This is a genomic window from Methylomicrobium agile (assembly GCF_000733855.1).
Taxonomy (GTDB): Bacteria; Pseudomonadota; Gammaproteobacteria; order Methylococcales; family Methylomonadaceae; genus Methylomicrobium; species Methylomicrobium agile.
The window spans coordinates 2,564,321-2,583,185 of sequence record NZ_JPOJ01000001.1 but is presented as its reverse complement, the minus strand read 5'-3'; the positions used below and the strand labels follow the sequence as shown (position 1 = coordinate 2,583,185).

15 protein-coding genes and 1 pseudogene are annotated in these 18,865 nt (G+C 57.5%); 5 read left to right on the top strand and 11 right to left on the bottom strand.

The genetic code is table 11. From position 1 onward, the window contains the following. Positions 1 to 14: 14 nt before the first annotated feature. Positions 15 to 1,523: a YifB family Mg chelatase-like AAA ATPase gene (locus CC94_RS0112265; RefSeq protein WP_005370196.1), complete on the top strand. Its 1,509-nt coding sequence runs from the start codon at positions 15 to 17 to the stop codon at positions 1,521 to 1,523. Between the two features lie 31 nt (positions 1,524 to 1,554). On the opposite strand, the gene CC94_RS0112260 is transcribed toward CC94_RS0112265, so the two are convergent. The 7 genes and pseudogenes from CC94_RS0112260 to CC94_RS23765 all read right to left on the bottom strand — a co-directional run bounded on the left by CC94_RS0112260 (position 1,555) and on the right by CC94_RS23765 (position 8,816). Then, complete coding sequence (locus CC94_RS0112260) at positions 1,555 to 1,956, bottom strand: hypothetical protein (RefSeq protein ID WP_005370194.1); 402 nt, start codon at positions 1,954 to 1,956, stop codon at positions 1,555 to 1,557. A gap of 174 nt (positions 1,957 to 2,130) precedes the next feature. Next, positions 2,131 to 4,353 (bottom strand): bifunctional SulP family inorganic anion transporter/carbonic anhydrase, encoded by a 2,223-nt coding sequence (locus tag CC94_RS0112255; RefSeq protein WP_005370192.1) that lies wholly within the window; start codon positions 4,351 to 4,353, stop codon positions 2,131 to 2,133. Between the two features lie 406 nt (positions 4,354 to 4,759). Next, the gene (locus CC94_RS0112250; protein ID WP_005370190.1) at positions 4,760 to 5,464 is read right to left on the bottom strand and encodes a TIGR00266 family protein; all 705 of its coding nucleotides are present in this window, start codon (positions 5,462 to 5,464) and stop codon (positions 4,760 to 4,762) included. Positions 5,465 to 5,485: 21 nt separating this feature from the next. Further along, the gene (locus CC94_RS0112245) at positions 5,486 to 6,085 is read right to left on the bottom strand and encodes a TetR/AcrR family transcriptional regulator (RefSeq protein ID WP_005370188.1); all 600 of its coding nucleotides are present in this window, start codon (positions 6,083 to 6,085) and stop codon (positions 5,486 to 5,488) included. 85 nt (positions 6,086 to 6,170) lie between these two features. Then, positions 6,171 to 6,734, bottom strand: a complete 564-nt coding sequence (pgsA, locus tag CC94_RS0112240) for a CDP-diacylglycerol--glycerol-3-phosphate 3-phosphatidyltransferase (protein WP_005370186.1) — start codon at positions 6,732 to 6,734, stop codon at positions 6,171 to 6,173. After that, a pseudogene (gene uvrC, locus CC94_RS21535) lies at positions 6,724 to 8,564 on the bottom strand (excinuclease ABC subunit UvrC). Before uvrC ends, pgsA begins: the two are co-directional and overlap by 11 nt. A gap of 27 nt (positions 8,565 to 8,591) precedes the next feature. Further along, the gene (locus tag CC94_RS23765; protein WP_157203428.1) at positions 8,592 to 8,816 is read right to left on the bottom strand and encodes a hypothetical protein; all 225 of its coding nucleotides are present in this window, start codon (positions 8,814 to 8,816) and stop codon (positions 8,592 to 8,594) included. A gap of 154 nt (positions 8,817 to 8,970) precedes the next feature. Here CC94_RS23765 and CC94_RS0112225 point away from each other — a divergent pair, with 154 nt between their 5' ends. Then, positions 8,971 to 10,092, top strand: a complete 1,122-nt coding sequence (locus CC94_RS0112225; RefSeq protein WP_005370182.1) for a glycosyltransferase — start codon at positions 8,971 to 8,973, stop codon at positions 10,090 to 10,092. A 643-nt stretch (positions 10,093 to 10,735) separates the two neighbouring features. Here the strand turns inward: CC94_RS0112225 and CC94_RS25060 are convergent. After that, positions 10,736 to 12,058, bottom strand: coding sequence for a CBM96 family carbohydrate-binding protein (locus tag CC94_RS25060; RefSeq protein WP_051911485.1), 1,323 nt, complete (start codon positions 12,056 to 12,058; stop codon positions 10,736 to 10,738). A 523-nt stretch (positions 12,059 to 12,581) separates the two neighbouring features. Further along, a complete protein-coding gene (locus CC94_RS0112215) occupies positions 12,582 to 13,538 on the bottom strand; it encodes an IS5 family transposase (RefSeq protein ID WP_005369238.1) in 957 nt (318 codons plus the stop codon). 626 nt (positions 13,539 to 14,164) lie between these two features. Here CC94_RS0112215 and CC94_RS0112210 point away from each other — a divergent pair. Genes CC94_RS0112210 through CC94_RS0112200 form a run of 3 tightly spaced genes read left to right on the top strand, consistent with a single transcriptional unit; the run spans position 14,165 to position 16,482 of the window. Beyond that, on the top strand, positions 14,165 to 15,055 hold the full coding sequence (locus tag CC94_RS0112210; RefSeq protein ID WP_005370178.1) for a phosphoribosylaminoimidazolesuccinocarboxamide synthase: 891 nt from the start codon (positions 14,165 to 14,167) through the stop codon (positions 15,053 to 15,055). Beyond that, the gene (locus CC94_RS0112205) at positions 15,052 to 15,816 is read left to right on the top strand and encodes an exodeoxyribonuclease III (RefSeq protein ID WP_005370176.1); all 765 of its coding nucleotides are present in this window, start codon (positions 15,052 to 15,054) and stop codon (positions 15,814 to 15,816) included. Before CC94_RS0112210 ends, CC94_RS0112205 begins: the two co-directional genes overlap by 4 nt. 24 nt (positions 15,817 to 15,840) lie before the next feature. Then, entirely contained in the window at positions 15,841 to 16,482 is a 642-nt protein-coding gene (locus CC94_RS0112200) for a uracil-DNA glycosylase family protein (protein ID WP_005370173.1), read from the top strand. 291 nt (positions 16,483 to 16,773) lie between these two features. Here CC94_RS0112200 and CC94_RS0112195 read toward each other — a convergent pair whose 3' ends face one another. Then, on the bottom strand, positions 16,774 to 17,466 hold the full coding sequence (locus CC94_RS0112195; protein WP_005370170.1) for a TPR end-of-group domain-containing protein: 693 nt from the start codon (positions 17,464 to 17,466) through the stop codon (positions 16,774 to 16,776). Positions 17,467 to 17,577: 111 nt separating this feature from the next. Beyond that, positions 17,578 to 18,855, bottom strand: a complete 1,278-nt coding sequence (locus CC94_RS0112190) for a DEAD/DEAH box helicase (protein ID WP_005370169.1) — start codon at positions 18,853 to 18,855, stop codon at positions 17,578 to 17,580. Between the last annotated feature and the right edge of the window lie 10 nt (positions 18,856 to 18,865).

The following is an 18,865-nucleotide window of genomic DNA, read 5'->3' as shown; positions in this document are numbered from 1 at the left end:
GGCTTGGCTTGACGATGGCGCTGGCGATTGTTTACAGCCGGGGGCGCACCGGGATCGATGCGCCGCTGGTGACGGTCGAGGTCGATGTCGCCAACGGGCTGCCTTCGCTGAATATCGTCGGCTTGCCGGAGGCGGCGGTCAAGGAAAGCAAGGACCGGGTGCGCGGCGCGATTCAGAACTCGCGTTTCGAATTCCCGGCACAGCGGATTACGGTCAATCTGGCGCCGGCCGATCTGCCGAAGGAAGGCGGCCGCTTCGACCTTGCGATCGCGCTCGGGATTCTGGCCGGCTCGGGACAAATCCCGTTGTCGCTGCTTTCCGAAGTCGAATGCATCGGCGAGCTTTCGTTGGGCGGCGACCTGCGTTCGGTCGACGGCGTGCTGCCGGTCGCGATCCAGGCGCGCAACAACCGGCGAAAGTTGATTCTGCCCAAGGACAATACTGCCGAAGCGGCATTGATCAAAGGCATCGAAATCATTCCGGCGGTTCATCTGCTGGATGTCTGCGCGTTTCTTTCCGGGCAGAAATCGTTGGCGGCCGAATGCGCATACCACCCGCCGGACCGGCAGGCCGACGAGCTGGATTTTGCCGACGTGCACGGCCAATACCATGTGAAGCGGGCCTTCGAAATCGCCGCGGCCGGGGCGCACAATATTCTGATGCTGGGGCCGCCGGGCACCGGCAAATCGATGCTGGCCTCACGGCTGCCCACCATTTTGCCGCTGTTGACCGAACGGCAGGCCCAGGAAACCGCCGCCATCGCCTCGGTCAGCGACCAGGGGCTCGATGTGGCGAACTGGCTTCGGCCGCCTTTTCGGGCCCCGCATCATAGCGCGTCGGCTGCGGCGTTGGTTGGCGGCGGCAGCAATCCCCGTCCCGGCGAAATCTCGCTCGCGCATAACGGCACGCTATTTTTAGACGAATTGCCGGAGTTCGACCGGAAAGTGCTCGAAGTGCTGCGCGAGCCGCTCGAAACCGGCCACATCACCATTTCGCGCGCGAACCGCCAGGCCGATTTTCCGGCTCGCTTCCAACTGGTCGCGGCGATGAATCCATGCCCCTGCGGCTATCTGGGCGACGCCTCGGGCCGCTGCCATTGCACCTCGGAGCAGGTGATGCGTTACCGGGCACGCATTTCGGGGCCGCTGCTGGATAGGATCGACATGCATCTGGAAGTGCCGCGGGTGCCGCACGAAGTGTTGCGCAAGGGTTCGCCCGAAGGGGAAGAGAGCAGCGCCGCCATCAGGGCGCGAGTCGAGGCGGCCCGCCAACGGGCGGTTGCGCGTACCGGCAAGGCCAATTCGGCGATGACGGCGAAGGAAGTCAAACAGTTCTGCGCCTTGTCCGAGCCCGGCCACCGCTTGCTGGAGCAGGCGATGGACAAATTCGGCCTGTCGAATCGCGCGTATCACCGGATATTGAAGCTGGCGCGCACGATCGCGGATTTGGGGGAGTCCGAAACGATAGAGATAGCGCACTTGAGCGAGGCCATCGGCTACCGCAAGCTGGATCGGCGGTCCTGAGAGCGCCGCCGATCGAGCACAGACAGAGAGATTATTTAATCTTGACCAATTCCTTGCCGTCGCTGGAGAAATGGCAGATGCCCGCCGCAAAATGGCCGCAGTCGGTCGATTGTTCGATTTTCGCACCGTTCGGGCTCAATTTGATTTTGAGTTCGCAATAATCGGCCTGCCCTTCGATATGCTTTCTCATCAGCAATTCGTTCTCGCCGGTGACCTTGGCTTCGCCCGAAACGCCGGCCGAACAGGCATGCGCGTCCTTTTCATCGGCATTCGGTTCGAAATCGACGTCGGTGCTGACTTTGATTTCGTCGTTCAGTTTGGTGATTTTCAAATGGTGGACGTGGTTGCCTTCGCGCAGCAAATAATGATCGGTGGCCGCGAACGCAGAGCCGGAAGCCAGCAAGGCTGCCGCCAGAAACACATTTTTTTTCATCGGGTTATCTCGTATTGAGTGGTTGAAATCGGGGGTTGAAGGCCGGCAGGAATGCGATCTTGCCGGCCTTGCCGCTGTTGTAGCTCATTCGACCGAAGCGTGCAGCCTTACATTTTACCTCATCCCGCGGATTTGCCCAAAGCCGGGGCGGCCGCCGTTTTATCGGAAACCGTTTCACCGGGGTCCGTAGGGGGGGCAGCAGCCATATTCGGTCGGCGTATCGGTGTAAAATTCGACATGGCCCGTTTCGACATCGTACATGCCGCCGACGATGTCGATTTGTCCCGCCTTTTCCATTGCCTCCAGCAGCGGGCTTTGCTTCCGGATTTGCTCGACGGTCAACTGCACGTTGCGTTCGGCAACCCTTTGCACGAGCAGGATCTTATCCGCCGCCGTCTCTTCGCCCAGCTCCTCGCGCGCGGCGTGCACTGCCGGTTTGATCTTTTGCAGCAGGCCGGTCAAATGGTCCAGTTCCACATCGGCGCAGGCGCCCTTGATCGCGCCGCAAAGGCTGTGGCCGAGCACGACGATCAATTTCGAACCGGCCAGCTTGCAGGCGAATTCCATGCTGCCGAGAATGTCGTCATTGACGATGTTGCCGGCGACCCTGGCGCTGAATACGTCGCCCAGCCCCAGGTCGAAGATCAGTTCGACCGAGGTTCTGGAATCGATGCAGCTTAAAATGATCGCGATCGGGAACTGGCCTTTCCGGGTGTCGTTGACCTGTTCGAGCAGGTTGCGGTTCGATTTCAGATTGTTGACGAAGCGCTCGTTGCCTTCTTTCAGGATTGTCAACACCTCGGCCGGGGTCAGCGACTGCTGGGAGTCGTAGGTTTGTGCGCGAACCGTTTCGGGCGGCGGCAACGTGCCGAATCCGCGCAGGTTTTCGATGGTCAGCTTGATGTTCTTGATTTGGGCTTCCGAGCGGAAGTTCTGGATGATTTCGTAAATATCGTAGTCGATGAATTTCGAGCGCGTCGCATCGATCACGATTTCCGAGCCCGGCGGCAATTGTTTCAGAGTCCGCTGCACATTGGCCTTGTTCAAAAACGAAACCTGTTCGGAAAGGCGCAGCACGGTCTTGTTGCCGAGGTGCGTTTCGCGCATATAGAACGAGCCGCGGTAATTTTCGATCAGAATCGCCAACAACGCGATCGTCATGCCGATCGCGATGCCGGTCAGCAGGTCGGTCAATACGAGACCGAGCACCGTCGCGCAGAACGGGATGAAATGGTAGCGGCCGGCCAAGTACATGTTTTCGAATTTTTGAGGCCGCGCCAGCCGGTAGCCGGCCAGCAGCAGGACGCTGGCCAAGCTCGCCAGCGGCACGAGATTGAACACGGCCGGGATGAAAAGCACGGTAAACAGCAATAACAGCCCGTGAATGAAGGACGAGGCCCGGGTTTTTGCTCCGGACTCGATGTTGACCGAACTGCGGATGATCAGTTGCGTCATCGGCAAACCGCCGATAAAACCGGCGCAGATATTGCCGATGCCCTGCACGATCAGTTCGCGGCTGGTCGGGGTAATCCGTTTGTACGGGTCGAGCTTGTCTACGGCTTCCACCGCCAGCAGGGTTTCCAGGCTCGCAACCAGCGCGATCGTCAGCGCAAACCAGTAGATTTTCGGGTCGAGTAATCGGCTGTAGTCGGGAAAATAAATCTGGCGGAGGATGTCCGCCGGATGTTCGAAGATCGGAATCGTCACCAGGTGGGAACCGCTCAGTGCCCAGTCCGGATAAAATTTTCCGAGCAGAAAATTGCTCAGCACGCCGACCAGCAGGGCGACCAGGCCGCCCTGCATCAAGCGCAGCCCCGGATATTTTTTCTTGATCCAGAACTCCCAGGCCAGCAGGCTTGCCAGCGAGAGCGAAGAAATCAGCACCGCACCCGGCGAAATGCTGCCGAACAGGTGGAACAGTTCAGAAAACGAGGAATATTGGTCGTTCTGAAAAAAAGTCTCGTCGCCTTCGTAGTCCCGGTCGTAGCCGACCGCATGCGGAAGCTGTTTCAGGAACAGGATGATGCCGATACCGAACAGCATGCCGTTGACCACCGAGGAGGGAAAATAATAGGCGATCACCCCGGCTCTCAAAATGCCCATTGCGACCTGGATCATGCCGGCCAGCACCACGGTCAAAAGAAAGGCATTGAACCCCAGTTGTTGAATCGCCGCGAGAATGATCACGGTCAGCCCCGCCGCCGTGCCGCTGATTCCCAGGGTCGAACCGCTGATCTGCGAGATGAGCAGGCCGCCGATGATGCCGGTGATCAGGCCGGACAAGGGAGGCGCCCCGGAGGCCATCGCAATGCCCAGTGAAAGCGGAACGGTGACCAGAAAAACGGCAATGCCGGCGGAAATATCGTCTTTTAAATTTTTGGATAACGAGCTGAACATTGTTTTTCGTCCCGATGATCGGTTGAAAGCAGATGGATGTCGAGTAAAAAGGCGTTAAGATAGTTTTGAATCGAAACTATATTGCCCGATATCTTGGTTTTGTCAACACGAGCTTAAGATAAAACGCTCAAGGTCGAGCGTTGCCCGGCATGGGCGCCGGAATTAGAGGTTCGCGGCCCGGAGGTTTGGCGATGGATCCTGTCCGGGCGGCTTGAATGTGTTCCGAAATGGCTAGAGCATTTTCGCTTGGGTATATGGCCTTCGTAAGGAAAGCACGTCATTCCGGCAGAGCCCGCCCCGGCCAGGACTGCCAGACGACTGCCCCCGTAGGGTACGCTGTGCGTACCTTTCGACATTGAGGGTACGCACAGCGTACCCTACGGGGCTTGAATGTGTTCTGAAACGGCTAGCGGTTGCCGGGCATGCCTTTTATCAGCCAGGACAGAAAGGTTTCGCGGTTGCGCGAGCAGATGACGACCTTGCCTTCGCCGGAAAATCTGAGCACTATCCCTTCGCCGCTGGCGACGCTGTTGACCAGTTGACCCAGCAGGCCGCCGCTCCGCTGGGTGGCGACCGAAATCTCGTGACGCAGACGGCTGTCCCAGGCGACTACGTGCGCATTGTCGATCACGACATCCTTGCCGGGCTCGACGTCGAGTATGAAACTGGAACCGAAGCCCGATACGGCCACTTTGCCGCGGCCCGACGCCTCGCAGATGAAAAAACCGCCGGTCTGCCCGAACAGCGCCGATCCGACGCCCTGGGTGCGCACGTTCAGGTTCACGTTGTAATCGGCCGCGACGAAGGCGCCGTCGCTGATCAGGTAATTGGCCTCGCCGACGTCCAGTATCTGAATCGCGCCCGGCAGGGTCGGCGAGAGCAGGCAATCGCCGGCGCCGCGGACCGCTTCGATATGCTGCTGGAAAAACGACTCGTCATTGGCCAGCCGCCGCATGAGCGCGCCTCCGAGCCCGCCGGTCATCTTGCCCTTCAGCTCCAGCGTATCTTCCATCATCACCATCGCGTTCGATTCGCAATAGATCTTTTCGCCGCCGGCCAGGCTGACATGCAGGAAGGGATCGACATCCCCGGTGACGGTGAATTGAGCCATACGGTCCTATCTCATCTCAGATCATTTTTTCGCGATCGCATTCCATGCGGCCAGCCAGGTTTGCGACTGGTAGGCGTCGGCTTTCCGGTCGAGCGCCCCGAGCAATACCATCCGCAAGGTATGATTGACGATCCCGAAAAAATAGGCAAAGCATAATGGCGGCGCCAGATTCCGGATTTCCCCGCTTTTTACGCCGGCCTGGAAAATTTTGAGGATTTTTGCGAACGGTGCGGTGTCGAGCAGCGGTTTCTCGTCCGGCAATATCTCGTTCATGTTCAGCACCAACAGCAACTGCATCACATCCGGCGCATCGTCGGCCAGCCTGAACAACAGATCGACGATGCTGCGCAACTGTTCGGAAGGCTTCGGGTTCTTACGGCGAATATCGTCGATCGACACGTTCAAACTGTCGAAGATGCTCGCATAAAGCGCCGCGGCGATCATCTGCTTGTTTTTGAAATGGTGGTAAATGCCGCTGGTGCCCTTGACGCCGGCCGCCTCGGCGATGTCGGTCAGCGAGGTGTTGAAATAGCCCTTTTCGGCGAACAGTTTCAGCGCTGCGAGCAGAATCTCGTCCTGCGTGTCGGCTTTGGTCTGGGTATCTTCTTTTTCCTGGTCCATTGTTATTCTTTCACAGCCGATTCAATGGGCTGTATCTTAGGTTGATTGGCGTCCCGGAACGAAAAGGCGTTCGGAACTTAAACATTCAGCTTTCCCTGATCGCGGTAATCGCCGCGGCCAGATAGTTGATCATCGACCACAACGTCAATACCGCGGCAATGTACAGCAAGACATAGCCGATCGCATTGACCGGAATGCCGAACAGATCCTCGCGGTAAAGCAGCATCCCGATCGCCACCATCTGCGCCGTCGTTTTCCATTTGCCGAGCAGGGAAACCTTGACTTTCGCGCGCTGGCCGATTTCGGCCATCCATTCCCGGAGCGAGGCGATGGTAATCTCGCGGCCGATGATGATCGCGGCCGGTACCGCCAGATAGGGGTTGGCTTGTTGCTGTACGATCAACACCAGTACGAAGGCCACCATCAATTTGTCGGCGACCGGGTCCAGAAACGCGCCGAACGGCGTCTCCAACTGCATTTTTCTGGCCAGATAGCCGTCCAGCCAGTCGGTAATGCCCGCCGCGATGAAGATGGCGGTGCAGGCGATATTCGTATAAGGCCAGGGCAGATAAAATACGACCATCAACAAGGGAATCAGCGCGATCCGCAGCAAGGTCAGGTTCGTCGGTATGTTGAATTCAATGGTCATCTGGTTGATGAAAGCTGTCGTATATTCGTTGCGCCAATTGACGGCTGATGCCGTCTATGCTGGAAAGCGCGTCCACACCCGCCTGGGTTACGCCTTGCAGCCCCCGAATTGTTTTAGTAATGATTGCCGCCGTTTGGGTCCCAGTCCCTCGATCGATTCCAATACCGAGCGTTTTTTGACCTTGCCCAGCCTTTGCCGATGCCCAGTGATCGCAAAACGGTGCGCCTCGTCGCGAATATGCTGGATCAGCAGCAGGCCACCTGCGCCCGGATTGACCGCAAGCGGTTGATTCTGGTCGGCAAGGATCAGTTTTTCCATGCCGGGCTTCCGGTCCGGGCCTTTTGAAACGCCGACTATCATAACACTGTTTATGTCCAATTCCGCCAGTGCCTTTTGCGCTTCGCGCACCTGCCCTTTGCCGCCGTCGATGAAGAGAATGTCCGGCGCTTCGTGTTCGCCCTGCTTCAGACGCTTGAAACGCCGCATGACGGCCTGATGGATCGCCGCATAATCGTCGCCCGGCGTGACGCCCTCGATATTGAAACGCCGGTAGGCCGATTTGACCGGGCCGTCCCGGTCGAACACCACGCAGGAGGCGACCGTTTGCTCGCCCTGGTGGTGGCTGATGTCGAAACATTCGAGCCGTTTCGGCAATTCCACGAGGCTAAGTTCGTCCTGAAGGCTCAGGAAACGCGCGTACAGGCCCTGTTTGTCGGCCAGCTTGTTCCGCAGCGAGGTTTCCGCATTCTCCACGGCCATTTGCAGCCATTTCAGCCGTTCGCCGCGGACGTTCGCGCTGATCGCGACCTGATGCTTGGCCTGATTGGCCAACACCTCGGCGATCAGCTCGCTCTCTTCGAGCGCATGGCTGACGATCAATTCGTGCGGCGGCGGCCGCTCCAGATAATATTGCGCAATGAACGCCTGCAGGATCGCGGCCGGATCGTGTTCGTCCGACATCTTCGGAAAGAATGGCTTGTTGCCCAGATGCTGGCCGCCCCGGATGAAAAACACCTGAATGCAGGCCATGTTCGCTTTTGCCGCGCAGGCGATGATGTCGACATCGCCGCGTTCCCCGTGCACGAAATTCCTTTCGAGAATCGCGCGCAATTTGACGATCTGGTCGCGGTATTGCGCCGCCCGTTCGAATTCCAGCGCGGACGCCGCCTGTTCCATTTTCGCGATCAATCGCTCGATCAGCAATTCGCCCTTGCCTTCGAGAAACAGGATCGTGCCTTCGACATCCTGCGCATAGCCGGGTTTGTCGATCAGGCCGACGCAAGGCGCGGTGCAGCGTTCGATCTGATGCTGCAGGCAGGGCCGGGCGCGGTTTTGAAAGACCGAATCCTCGCATTGCCGCACCGGAAAGATTTTCTGCAGCAGTTTCAGGCACTCCCGGACCGCGCCGACGCTCGGATACGGCCCGAAATATTTGCCCGGCCGCTTTTTGGCCCCGCGGTGAAAAGTCAACTGCGGAAAAGCGTGTTCGCTGGAGAGATAAATATAAGGATAGGACTTGTCGTCGCGCAGGCAAATGTTGTAACGCGGCTTGTAGCGTTTGATCAGTTGCGATTCGAGCAGCAAGGCCTCGCCTTCGGTATGGGTGACGGTCACTTCGACCGCGGCGACTTTCGCCACCATCGTCTGCTGCTTGATGGAGGCCGTTTTGTTGTTGAAATAAGTCGAGACGCGGTTTTTGAGATTCTTGGCCTTGCCGATATAGAGGATTTCGCCGTCGGCGTCGAGCATGCAATAAACGCCGGGACGCGTGGTCAGGTTTTTAACGAAGAATTTGGCGTCGAAAGCCGTTTCAGTCGGTTTGAGATTCATAAAGTAAACGAGTGCCGGCCCGTTATTTTAAGAAAGGTGCCGGACAAGGCCGGTTGAAATACTCCGACAGGCTTTCGACTTCGGCATTGCAGATATTGCGGTTCTGTTTGAAAAAACCGTCTCGTACGAATGAAGGCTGCGGCCGCCAAAGTCGAAGCCGGTATTGGGGCGCTCGATCACGCGGACATTGGGTTGCGAAGGAAATTCGACCGAGCGTTCTGCCTTGCCGTAAATTGCCCGTTTAATTTGCACGAGATTACCTTTTTATAGAGATGGTTTTTTGATAAGGAAAGCGTTTTGTCCGCCGGTGGAATGTTCCGGAAATGGCGCGTGCGATTGCCTGAGTATGAGCTCGCCATTATAATCGCGGAGTCTTTCAACTTTACCCCTAATCCAGTTTTATTTTATGCCAACCGCAAACGTAAAAGTATTGTTTATCGGTAAAACATGGGATGTTCCTTACGACGTCAAGGCATGCAAGCAGTTAAATAATCTCTTTTCGATCATCGCGATCTTTCAGCCCCAGGTGATCGTGACCAGCGAGTTTATTCCGGCGTCGCTCAATGTCGCGCCTTTCGAAATTCGCAAAAAGTGGATTCACGTCGATCCTCTCGTTTCGAAGGAAGACCTGATTGCGGCGATCGAAAATTGCTATTCCAGCAACCTTTGGGGGCATGTTCTGCAAGACAGGCACCCTTTGGTCAGCGTGTATACGAGCGTTTACAATACCGGCGATTTTTTGAGGGATACTTACCAGTCGCTTCGCGAGCAAACTTACAACAATTGGGAATGGGTCGTCGTCGATGACGAAAGCACCGACGAGACCTGGGAGCGGCTGCAGGCGATCGCGCGGGAAGACATTCGGGTCAGGCCGGTCCGCATCAAGCATAGCGGCAGCATCGGCACAGTCAAAGACATTGCCACCCGGCTTGCCTACGGTCCGTATCTGGTCGAACTGGACCATGACGACAGGCTGACCGATTTCGCATTGGAAGAGATAAAAAACGCGTTCGAGGCCGACCCCGAAGTCGGCATGGTGTATTCCAATTTCGCCGAATTTTATGCGGACGGCAGTCCGCACCGCTACGAAGACGCCTTTTGGAAGGACCGCTACCGCGAGACGGTCTATCACAACAGAACCTACCTCGAATGCCGGGCGCCGAATGTCTATGACGCTTTCGGCCCCGCCTTTACGGATCAGTTCGCGTGGTATCTGACGGTCGGCCCCAATCACGTGCGGGCCTATCGGGCCAGTGAGTTGCGGCGATTGGGCGGCTACTCGCACAATTTGCCGGTAGCGGACGATTGGGACTTGTTTGCCCGCTTCTATTTGTACTCCAAGATTCGGCACCTCGATAAACTGCTGTATCTGTACCGTTTACTGGACAGAAGCGGAAATACGACTTTTGTCCGCAATAAATCGATTCAGGACCATCTGGAACTGGCCCGGGCGCATTATTCCGCGGCTTTTATCGAGGCGAATGAAAAGCGTCTGCGGCGGGAGCACGCGGAGGAAGTGCTGGAGTAAAATCCCCCTGCCCCTCTTTAATTTAAAGGAGGAGAGGAAAACCGAGTAGGTCGGGCACGCTTTTTGTGCCCGACATTACGGGGATTTCTCGTTCCTACGTTGGAGCGTGAGAAGCAAGATTGCCCCCGAATGTCGGGCAACGATGAAGCTGTTGCCCGACCTACCTGGCTTTTTTAAAGAGGGGAAGGAAAACCGAGTAGGTCGGGCACGCTTTTTGTGCCCAACATTGCGGGGATTTCTCGTTCCTACGTTGGAACATGGGAAGCAAGATTGCCCCCGAATGTCGGGCAACGATGAAGCGGTTGCCCGACCTACCCGGCTTTTTTAAAGAGGGGAAGGAAAACCGAGTAAGTCGGGCACGCTTTTTGTGCCCGACATTGCGGGGATTTCTCGTTCCTACGTTGGAACATGGGAAGCAAGATTGCCCCCGAATGCCGGGCAACGATGAAGCGGTTGCCCGACCTACCCGGCTTTTTTAAAGAGGGGAAGGAAAACCGAGTAGGTCGGGCACGCTTTTTGTGCCCGACATTGCGGGGACTTCTCGTTCCTACGTTGGAGCGTGGGAAGCAAGATTGCCCCCGAATGCCGGGCAACGATGAAGCGGTTGCCCGACCTACCCGGCTCGATAAAGCCGTTCTACCGATTAAGAGTCCGCCGGTTGGCCGCAGAGCGCGTAGACAGTATATGGCTGGGTGGGGGCGGCCGTTGGTAGTGGCAACAGGCTATTCACAATGCCGGCGACTTGTCCGGTGATTGCTGTATTTTCGAGCGACCCGGTAAGGCCGCCAAGTATTGCGCCGAGAATATCTACAACTCCACTAACCAAGTTACCGGTAACATTAGTATTCAACAAGCCGAACGCTCCCGACCAGCCGGTCGCCTGCCCGCTGCCGTTTAGTAGGGGGGCGTTGATCAGCGGCAACACGTTTGCCAGCACGGGAGTCAATAGGCCACCGCCAACCAGAATTTGCCCCGGATCGCAAGTCGCGTTTATAAGTTGTCCGGCTACCGGGTTCAAGATTTCAGTTGTTTTCACGACAGTGCCAAGCAACTGACCGATGGGGCCTTGCGGACCGATCAGACCTTGCACGCCTTGCGGGCCGATTACGCCTTGCAAACCTTGCGGACCGACCAAACCTTGCAGCCCTTGCGGACCGACCAAACCTTGCAGCCCTTGCGGACCGATCGCGCCGGCCGGACCTTGCGGACCCACTGCGCCTTGCGGACCTTGCGGACCTACCGAGCCTGCGCCGCCGCCGGCCGGACCTTGCGGACCCACTGCGCCTTGCGGACCTTGCGGACCTACCGAGCCTGCGCCGCCGCCGGCCGGACCTTGCGGGCCCACTGCGCCTTGCGGACCAGCGGCGCCTTGCGGACCGATGGTTCCCGGCGCTCCCGCCGTTCCTACCGTGGAATAAACGATATTCAAGGTGGCCGCATGTCCGGACGCTTTGCTTTCCTTGCTTTCGAGGCTGAGGCTAAGCGTATCGGTACTGATCAGCGCGAAGGCGATTAATTTGTCGGGCGTATCTTTTTCTATGGCGAGTTTGAGCGCGTCGGTCACGTCAAATTCCAGCCATTGGTTGACCTTGGCGGTATTGACCCCCGGAATTTCGGTGACGATATCGCCGAGAGCGAGATTGGAGCCGGCGTTCAGATTTGTTTCCGAAATATCGTTGAGCGCGTTCTGATCGAGATTGATCGCCTGGATTTGCAACTTGCCGGCCGACTTTCCTTTGACCTTGGTAACGAAGACTCTCAGCGTGGCCCTGGAAACGGAAGCGGTGGCCGGCGTGGATTTTTCCAGATCGAATTCGAGCACGCCTTTGGTGCTGCCGGCCACGATCAGGAGTTGATTCTTTTTGCCGAAATTTTTGGAGACACCGGTTTTGATGTAGGTGTCGCCCACTAGCGTCGGCTCGCCGAGCGCGGTTGGCGAAGCCGCCATCGCGGCGAGCGAAACCATCAGCGCTAACGGTTTAGAGGCGTTATTTTTTAAAGTATATCGGGGGGGGGGAGTGTCATGGCAATTCTCCAGTTATACAAGATATTACGGTAAACTCTAGCCGTTATCGGTATCGAGCGACATTTTCAATACATCGTTTTCAGTTAAACAAAAAATGGAATTCTTTGTTTTCTTGAGAAAATAAATTTAACGAGAGTGTTTTCTGGGGGCTTTGAAATTAATCCTTTTTGATGAAAAATCTATTTAGATTCCGGTGCTCCCGGATTGTGAAATATATTGTATATCCTAATGATTTTAAAATATAAATCATACAAATTGCATTGTTGTCTAACTGAAATGGCATCATGGAAAAAGTTTGATATTCATTACTAAGGAAGCTCTGAATAAGTGGTTTTTATAAGCGACACCGTGCGACATCCGTGGCACCTCGCCGAAAATGGGCAAATCCTTCCCGGCAGCGCCCGCTATCGGGGTGATTTCACTCAGTGTTCTCGGTTTTCCAGGGCGAAGGACAAAGGTCTCCCTAGGTCGGCTGCAGCGCCTGCCGAACGTGATAAAGATTGCCCAGGGCAAACAGCAAGTAGAGTTGTTGGGCATTCTTGAACAGCCCCCGGTAACGCACTTTGGTATAGCCGAACTGGCGCTTGACGATCCGGAACGGATGTTCGACCATGGCGCGTAACGGCGCCAGCATGTGGTTGTGAAGGGCTTGCTCTACCGGCAACTCCTCACCCTTCCCCCGCTTGAACGGAAAGGCCCAAACCGGCTCACCTTCCAGGCGATCCGCCGCCAGATTCCGGTCCTTGCGGGTATAGGCCCGATCGCCCAGCACGACCCGTTCCTCGCCGTGCAGCAACGCCTCCGTCATGACCCCATCCGCCACCTTGGCGGTGGTCATCTCCACAGTATGCACTAACCCCGACTCGGCATCGACCCCAATGTGCGCCTTCATCCCAAAGTGGTAATTGTTCCCTTTCTTGGTCGAACTCATCTCGGCATCCCGTTTGCGCGCCCGGTTCTTGGTGGACGGCGGGGCAGCGATTAATGTCGCATCGACGATCGTGCCTTGCCGTAGCAACAGGCCTTTTTCGGCCAACAGCGCCGCCGTTTCATCAAATAGGGTTTGTGCCAACTGATGGCGTTCCAGCAGATGCCGGAACTTGAGGATCGTGGTTTCATCCGGCAGGGCGTCCTCGCCCGCATCGAGCCCGGCAAACTCGCGCAGCAGCGGCATGTCGTGCAATACTTCCTCCATCGCCGGATCGGAATAGCCGAACCACTGCTGCATCAGGTGAATGCGCAACATCGTCGCCAAGGGAAAGGGGCGGCGGCCTCGGCCCGCTGTCGGGTAGTGCGGCGCTATCCGGCTCGTCCACAAACTCCAAGGCACTACCTGCTCCATCTCTTGGAGAAATTGCTGCCGCCGAGTCTGTTTCGGTTTCTTCACAAACAGTGGGGCACTGAGTCCGAGTTGCTTCATGGCGGGCACCTATCGAAAATGGCAAGCTGCGGATATTTTATCCCAGGCGTAGGACTTATTCAGAGTTTCCCTAAATACACGATAGCCACGGCATTGAACCGGTAACGGATATGGCACGGTTAATTTGGGCTAAATAATAACGCAATAATAACTTAATACATTAAATTAATCTTAAATATATTAATCGTTTCGCTAAATTTGTCTTAAGCGACCATGACATTTTTATTGACAATGAATGAGAAATGTTCTCATTGCTGTTGGATATGAATACTGTTGTATTCGTCATCGAGGCCATATTCTTATACTTATGCAGACCTACACATAAATTCGTCATTCCGGCATACTTCTTAAGTAGCCGCAGAGTCAATGCCGTTAAGCCGGGCAACAGCTTCATCGTTGCCCGACATTCGGGGGCAATCTTGCTTACCAAACTTCAGCATGAGCATGAGAAATCCCCGCAATGTCGGGCACAAAAAGCGTGCCCGACCTACCCGGCTCCAGCGTGGGAAGCATACGGACGACCTATCAATGCCGGGCCGTTTGTTTGTTCACCGGCCTTTCCGGCGCGCTTCTCGCGCTGAATTAATGGTAAAATGCGGCGCTTTGAATTTCTTTAGCGAGGCGCCATGAACGCTCCGGCAGCACTTTACCAATCGGCCTTAACCTCTCTCCCCCTTCGCGCCCGCGGCAAGGTGCGCGATATTTACGACATCGACGACCGGCACATGCTGATCGTGGCGACCGACCGGCTGTCCGCCTTCGATGTGATCCTGCCCGATCCGATTCCGGGCAAAGGGCGCGTGCTGACGCATATCTCGAATTTCTGGTTTGCGAAAATGCGGCACGTGATTCCGAATCATCTGGTCGATATCCCGCTCGAACGGGTCATTCCCGATTCGGACGAACGCGCCCAAGTCGAGGGCCGCTCGATTGTGGCGAGGAAGCTCAAGCCGCTGCCGGTCGAAGCGATCGTGCGCGGTTATCTGATCGGCTCGGGCTGGAAGGACTATCTGAAAACCGGCGCCGTCTGCGGCATCCTTCTGCCCGAAGGGCTGCGGCAGGCCGAGCGGTTGCCGGAGCCGATCTATACGCCTTCGACCAAGGCCGAGGCCGGCGCGCACGACGAAAACGTGACCTTCGCCAGAACGGTCGAACTGATCGGCGAAGATCTGGCCCATCAGGTGCGCGAAACCAGCCTCAAGCTCTATAAGGAAGCCGCCGCCTATGCGCAGGAACGCGGGATCATCATCGCCGACACCAAGTTCGAATTCGGCGCCGACGAACAGGGCGCGCTGTTTTTGATCGACGAGATTCTAACCCCGGATTCCTCCCGCTTCTGGCCGGTCGACCAATACCGGGTCGGCATCAGCCCGCCGAGCTTCGACAAGCAATACGTGCGCGATTACCTGGAAACGCTCGATTGGGACAAGACCGCGCCGGGTCCGTCCCTGCCTGCCGAGGTGGCGGAATACTGCGCGGCCAAGTACCGGGAGGCGGAAATCCGGCTGACGCAATGAAAATCGTTTCTTGGAATGTAAACGGCATCCGCGCGGTGCAGGGCAAGGGGTTCGCCGAGACGCTGGCGCGGCTCGACGCGGACTGCCTGCTGCTGCAGGAAACCAAGGCGCAGGTCGATCAGATCGAGAAAGTAACGGCGGACATCGACGGCTATCACATTTATTCGAACTGCGCCGAGCGCAAGGGTTATTCTGGGGTGTCGCTGATGTCGCGCGCCGAGCCGCTGGCGGTGGTCAAGGATATCGGCATCGCCGAGCACGACCGCGAAGGCCGGGTCATTGCGGCCGAATTCGAGCATTTCCATTTGGTGAACGTGTATGTGCCCAATTCGGGCCAGGAGCTGGTCCGGCTCGATTACCGGAGAACCTGGGACGCCGAATTTCTGACTTATCTGTTGAAGCTGGAGAGCCGGAAGCCGGTCATCGTGTGCGGCGATTTCAACGTCGCGCACCGCGAAATCGATATCGCGCGGCCGAAGGCGAATTACAACAAATCGGCGGGCTATACGCAGGCCGAAATCGACGGATTCAGCCGTTTCCTCGACGCCGGATTCGTCGATACGTTCCGCCATCATCATCCGGATACGGTCGCTTACAGTTGGTGGAGTTTCCGGGCGAATGCCCGCGCCAACAACATCGGGTGGCGGATCGATTACGCGCTGGCCAGCCGGGCGCTGGCCGACAAGGTCAAGCAGGCGTTCATCCTTCCCGAGGTTACCGGCTCGGACCATTGCCCGGTCGGCATCGAGATTGATTTATAACCGATGCCGATGCAGGAAGAACAGATGCGGGCGCACCGGGTTGCGCTCGCGGCGTGCAAAAAATGCCCACTGATGATCGGTCCGGTGGTCAGCGGCAGTCCGGTCTTTTCGCCGATCCTGCTGATCGGCCAGGCGCCCGGCGACAAGGAAGGCGGCTTCGGCAAGCCGTTCGCCTGGACGGCCGGCAAGACGCTATTCAAATGGTTCGAGCGAATCGGACTGGATGAAGAATCCTTCAGAAGCCGCGTCTACATGGCGGCCGTGTGCCGCTGTTTTCCGGGTAAAAATCCGAAAGGCGGCGACCGCGTGCCGAGCACGGAGGAAATCGGCAATTGCGCGGGCTGGCTCCAGGCTGAAATCGAACTGCTCAAGCCGGCGCTGATCCTGCCGGTCGGCAAGCTTGCGATCAGCCAGTTGATGGCGGTCAACAAGCTGAACGAGGTGATCGGCAAACTGCACAAGGTCACTTTTCACGGCCATCCAGCCGAAGCAATCCCGTTGCCGCATCCGTCCGGCGCTTCGACCTGGCACCGGACGGAGCCGGGCATCGGCTTGCTGGAGTCGGCCCTGTCGCTCTTGGAGGCGCATCCGGCCTGGCGGCAGATTCGTGACGCAGAGCGTCAAGGGCCGCATTCCCACGCCGGAGCGTCACCGCCATTAAGTTAAGGGAAAGCTCGTCATTCCGGCAGGATTGCCGGAATCCAGTTGCCAAGGATGGCAAGCTTTAACACATCCCTGTACTCTGGATCCCGGCAATCCCTGCCGGGATGACGGCTTAACTTAAATGGCGATGACGCCGGAGCGTGGGAACGATGAAACCCATGATTTCCATACTCCGGTGAGGGGTGGGTCGTAGGGTACGCTGCGCGTACCTTTCAAATTTTCATCCCAAGACTCTCGTAAAAGGTACGCGCAGCGTACCCTACCGGACCGTAGAAGTGCTACCCTACAGGCCGCTCAAGCATCCGTTTCGGTTTGGCCCCGCTCCGTCTCGGGCGAGGTTTCGGCAGCGTCTTCTTCCGAAGCTTTTGCGGCGGCTTCCTGCTTTTTGTTCCGCGACTCCAGCAATTCGATAAACCAGGCTTGATCCTGCACGCCCGCCATGTCCGGATCGTTCAGAATATCCTGGGTGTCGGGCAGGCTGCCTTTGTCGCGCGCGTTTTCGAGCGCCTTCAGGCAATCCTCGTTCTCGCCGCGCAACGCATGAATGCAGGCGAGATTGTAGGAGGCCGCGCCGGCCTGAATCGAATTGGCGCGTTCGAACTCCCGCTGGGCTTTCTCGTACAGTTCGGAATTTTTCGCCGCACCTTCCAGCCGGGCCATGTCCATGTAGCACACGCCGCCGTCGATCGCGGCCGCCAGATAATTCGGCTCCAGGGTCAGGCAAAAGGCGAATTTCAGGATCGCATCGCGGTAAAGAGCCAACGCTTCGTCACCGGTTTTGGTCTTGGCCTGGTGCAATAGCGCATGGCCCCAGAAATACAGCGCTTCCGCGCGCAGAGGATCGTCGTGCACGATGTCGGCATAGTCTTCGTAGACTTTCTTGAACAGATAATCCGCTTTATTGCCTTCGCTCTTGCGCGCTTCCTTGGTTTGCTTGATCGCGGAATTCAGGCGCGAGCGCTTGGTTAACGAATTCAAAATCGACATCGAATGCCTCCTCGGTAATAGTTGTCAAATTCCGATAGGATAACAACAGGCTTTCGGAAAGATCAAGATAAAATCCCTTCTCTCGTGGGGATTTTACGGCGCAAGCAAGCCTTACCGGCTACCGCCGCGCCGCGGCTTTGGGGCCGCCGGTTTGCCGCCGCGCTTCGGCGTTTTCTTGTGGTGCCGGTAATCCTTTTTGCCGGACGGATTTTTCGGCGCCTTGGAATTCGGACTGTCCGTCACTTTCAAGGATACCGGCGCGTAACCGGTATCGGCGACTCGGGGAATTTCGCGGCCGAGCAGCTTTTCGATCTGGGCGAGCTGATAGGCTTCTTCGGGACAGACCAGCGACACCGCCTCCCCGTTCGCGCCGGCGCGGCCGGTCCTGCCGATCCGGTGGATGTAGTCTTCCGGCACCTGCGGCAGGTCGAAATTGATCACGTGCGGCAGCTCGTCGATGTCGAGCCCGCGCGCGGCAATGTCGGTCGCGACCAGCGCGGCGACCTGCCCGGTCTTGAAATAGTCCAGCGCCCTCGTCCGCGCCCCCTGCGATTTGTCGCCGTGCAGCGCGGCGGTCCGGATGCCGTCCTTGACCAACTGCTTTTCGAGCCGGTCCGCGCCGTGCTTGGTGCGCACGAAAACCAGCACCTGCTTCCAGTTGTTGCTGCCGATCAGGTACGACAACAGCCCGCGCTTGCGCTCCTTGGCAATTCCGTAGCACAGCTCCTTGATGTTGTCCGCGGTGGTATTGTGCGGCGCCACCGAGACTTCGGCCGGCTCGTGCAGCAGCTGTTTGGCGAGTCCCCGGATTTCCTCGGGAAAAGTCGCCGAAAACAGCAGGCTCTGCTTCTGTCTGGGCAAATGTCCGATGATTTTGCGGATGTCGGGCAGGAATCCCATGTCGAGCATCCGGTCGGCCTCGTCGAGCACCAGTATTTCGAGATGCGACAGTTCGATATTTTTTTGCAGCAGATGGTCGAGCAAACGCCCCGGCGTCGCGACGACGATGTCGCAGCCCCGTTGCAGGCTGCGGATCTGGCCGTTGATGCTGACGCCGCCGACCACGACTTCGGCGAACAAAGGCAGATGCTTGCCGTAGGCCCTGACGCTGTCATGCACCTGGGCGGCCAGCTCGCGGGTCGGCGCCAAAATCAGCGCGCGGATCTTGCGCGGTTTTTGCGGCTTGTCGTTCGATTCGGCCAAACGCTGCAGCAGCGGCAGCGTGAAGCTGGCGGTTTTGCCGGTGCCGGTCTGGGCGCCGGCCAGTACGTCCCGGCCGTCGAGAATCAGGGGGATCGTTTGTTGCTGGATCGGGGTCGGAGTGACATAGCCCTGCTCCGCGACCGCTTTCAGGAGCGGCGCGGCAAGGCCCAGTTGTGCGAAAGACATCAAAAAGGCT

Bases quoted from the DNA above. Each gene is read 5' to 3' on its own strand.
- CC94_RS0112265 (WP_005370196.1), top strand. From the start codon at position 15: ATGGCGCTGGCGATTGTTTACAGCCGGGGGCGCACCGGGATCGATGCG.
- CC94_RS0112260 (WP_005370194.1), bottom strand. From the start codon at position 1,956: ATGAAAAAAAATGTGTTTCTGGCGGCAGCCTTGCTGGCTTCCGGCTCT.
- CC94_RS0112255 (WP_005370192.1), bottom strand. From the start codon at position 4,353: ATGTTCAGCTCGTTATCCAAAAATTTAAAAGACGATATTTCCGCCGGC.
- CC94_RS0112250 (WP_005370190.1), bottom strand. From the start codon at position 5,464: ATGGCTCAATTCACCGTCACCGGGGATGTCGATCCCTTCCTGCATGTC.
- CC94_RS0112245 (WP_005370188.1), bottom strand. From the start codon at position 6,085: ATGGACCAGGAAAAAGAAGATACCCAGACCAAAGCCGACACGCAGGAC.
- pgsA (WP_005370186.1), bottom strand. From the start codon at position 6,734: ATGACCATTGAATTCAACATACCGACGAACCTGACCTTGCTGCGGATC.
- CC94_RS0112225 (WP_005370182.1), top strand. From the start codon at position 8,971: ATGCCAACCGCAAACGTAAAAGTATTGTTTATCGGTAAAACATGGGAT.
- CC94_RS25060 (WP_051911485.1), bottom strand. From the start codon at position 12,058: ATGGTTTCGCTCGCCGCGATGGCGGCTTCGCCAACCGCGCTCGGCGAG.
- CC94_RS0112215 (WP_005369238.1), bottom strand. From the start codon at position 13,538: ATGAAGCAACTCGGACTCAGTGCCCCACTGTTTGTGAAGAAACCGAAA.
- CC94_RS0112210 (WP_005370178.1), top strand. From the start codon at position 14,165: ATGAACGCTCCGGCAGCACTTTACCAATCGGCCTTAACCTCTCTCCCC.
- CC94_RS0112205 (WP_005370176.1), top strand. From the start codon at position 15,052: ATGAAAATCGTTTCTTGGAATGTAAACGGCATCCGCGCGGTGCAGGGC.
- CC94_RS0112200 (WP_005370173.1), top strand. From the start codon at position 15,841: ATGCGGGCGCACCGGGTTGCGCTCGCGGCGTGCAAAAAATGCCCACTG.
- CC94_RS0112195 (WP_005370170.1), bottom strand. From the start codon at position 17,466: ATGTCGATTTTGAATTCGTTAACCAAGCGCTCGCGCCTGAATTCCGCG.
- CC94_RS0112190 (WP_005370169.1), bottom strand. From the start codon at position 18,855: ATGTCTTTCGCACAACTGGGCCTTGCCGCGCCGCTCCTGAAAGCGGTC.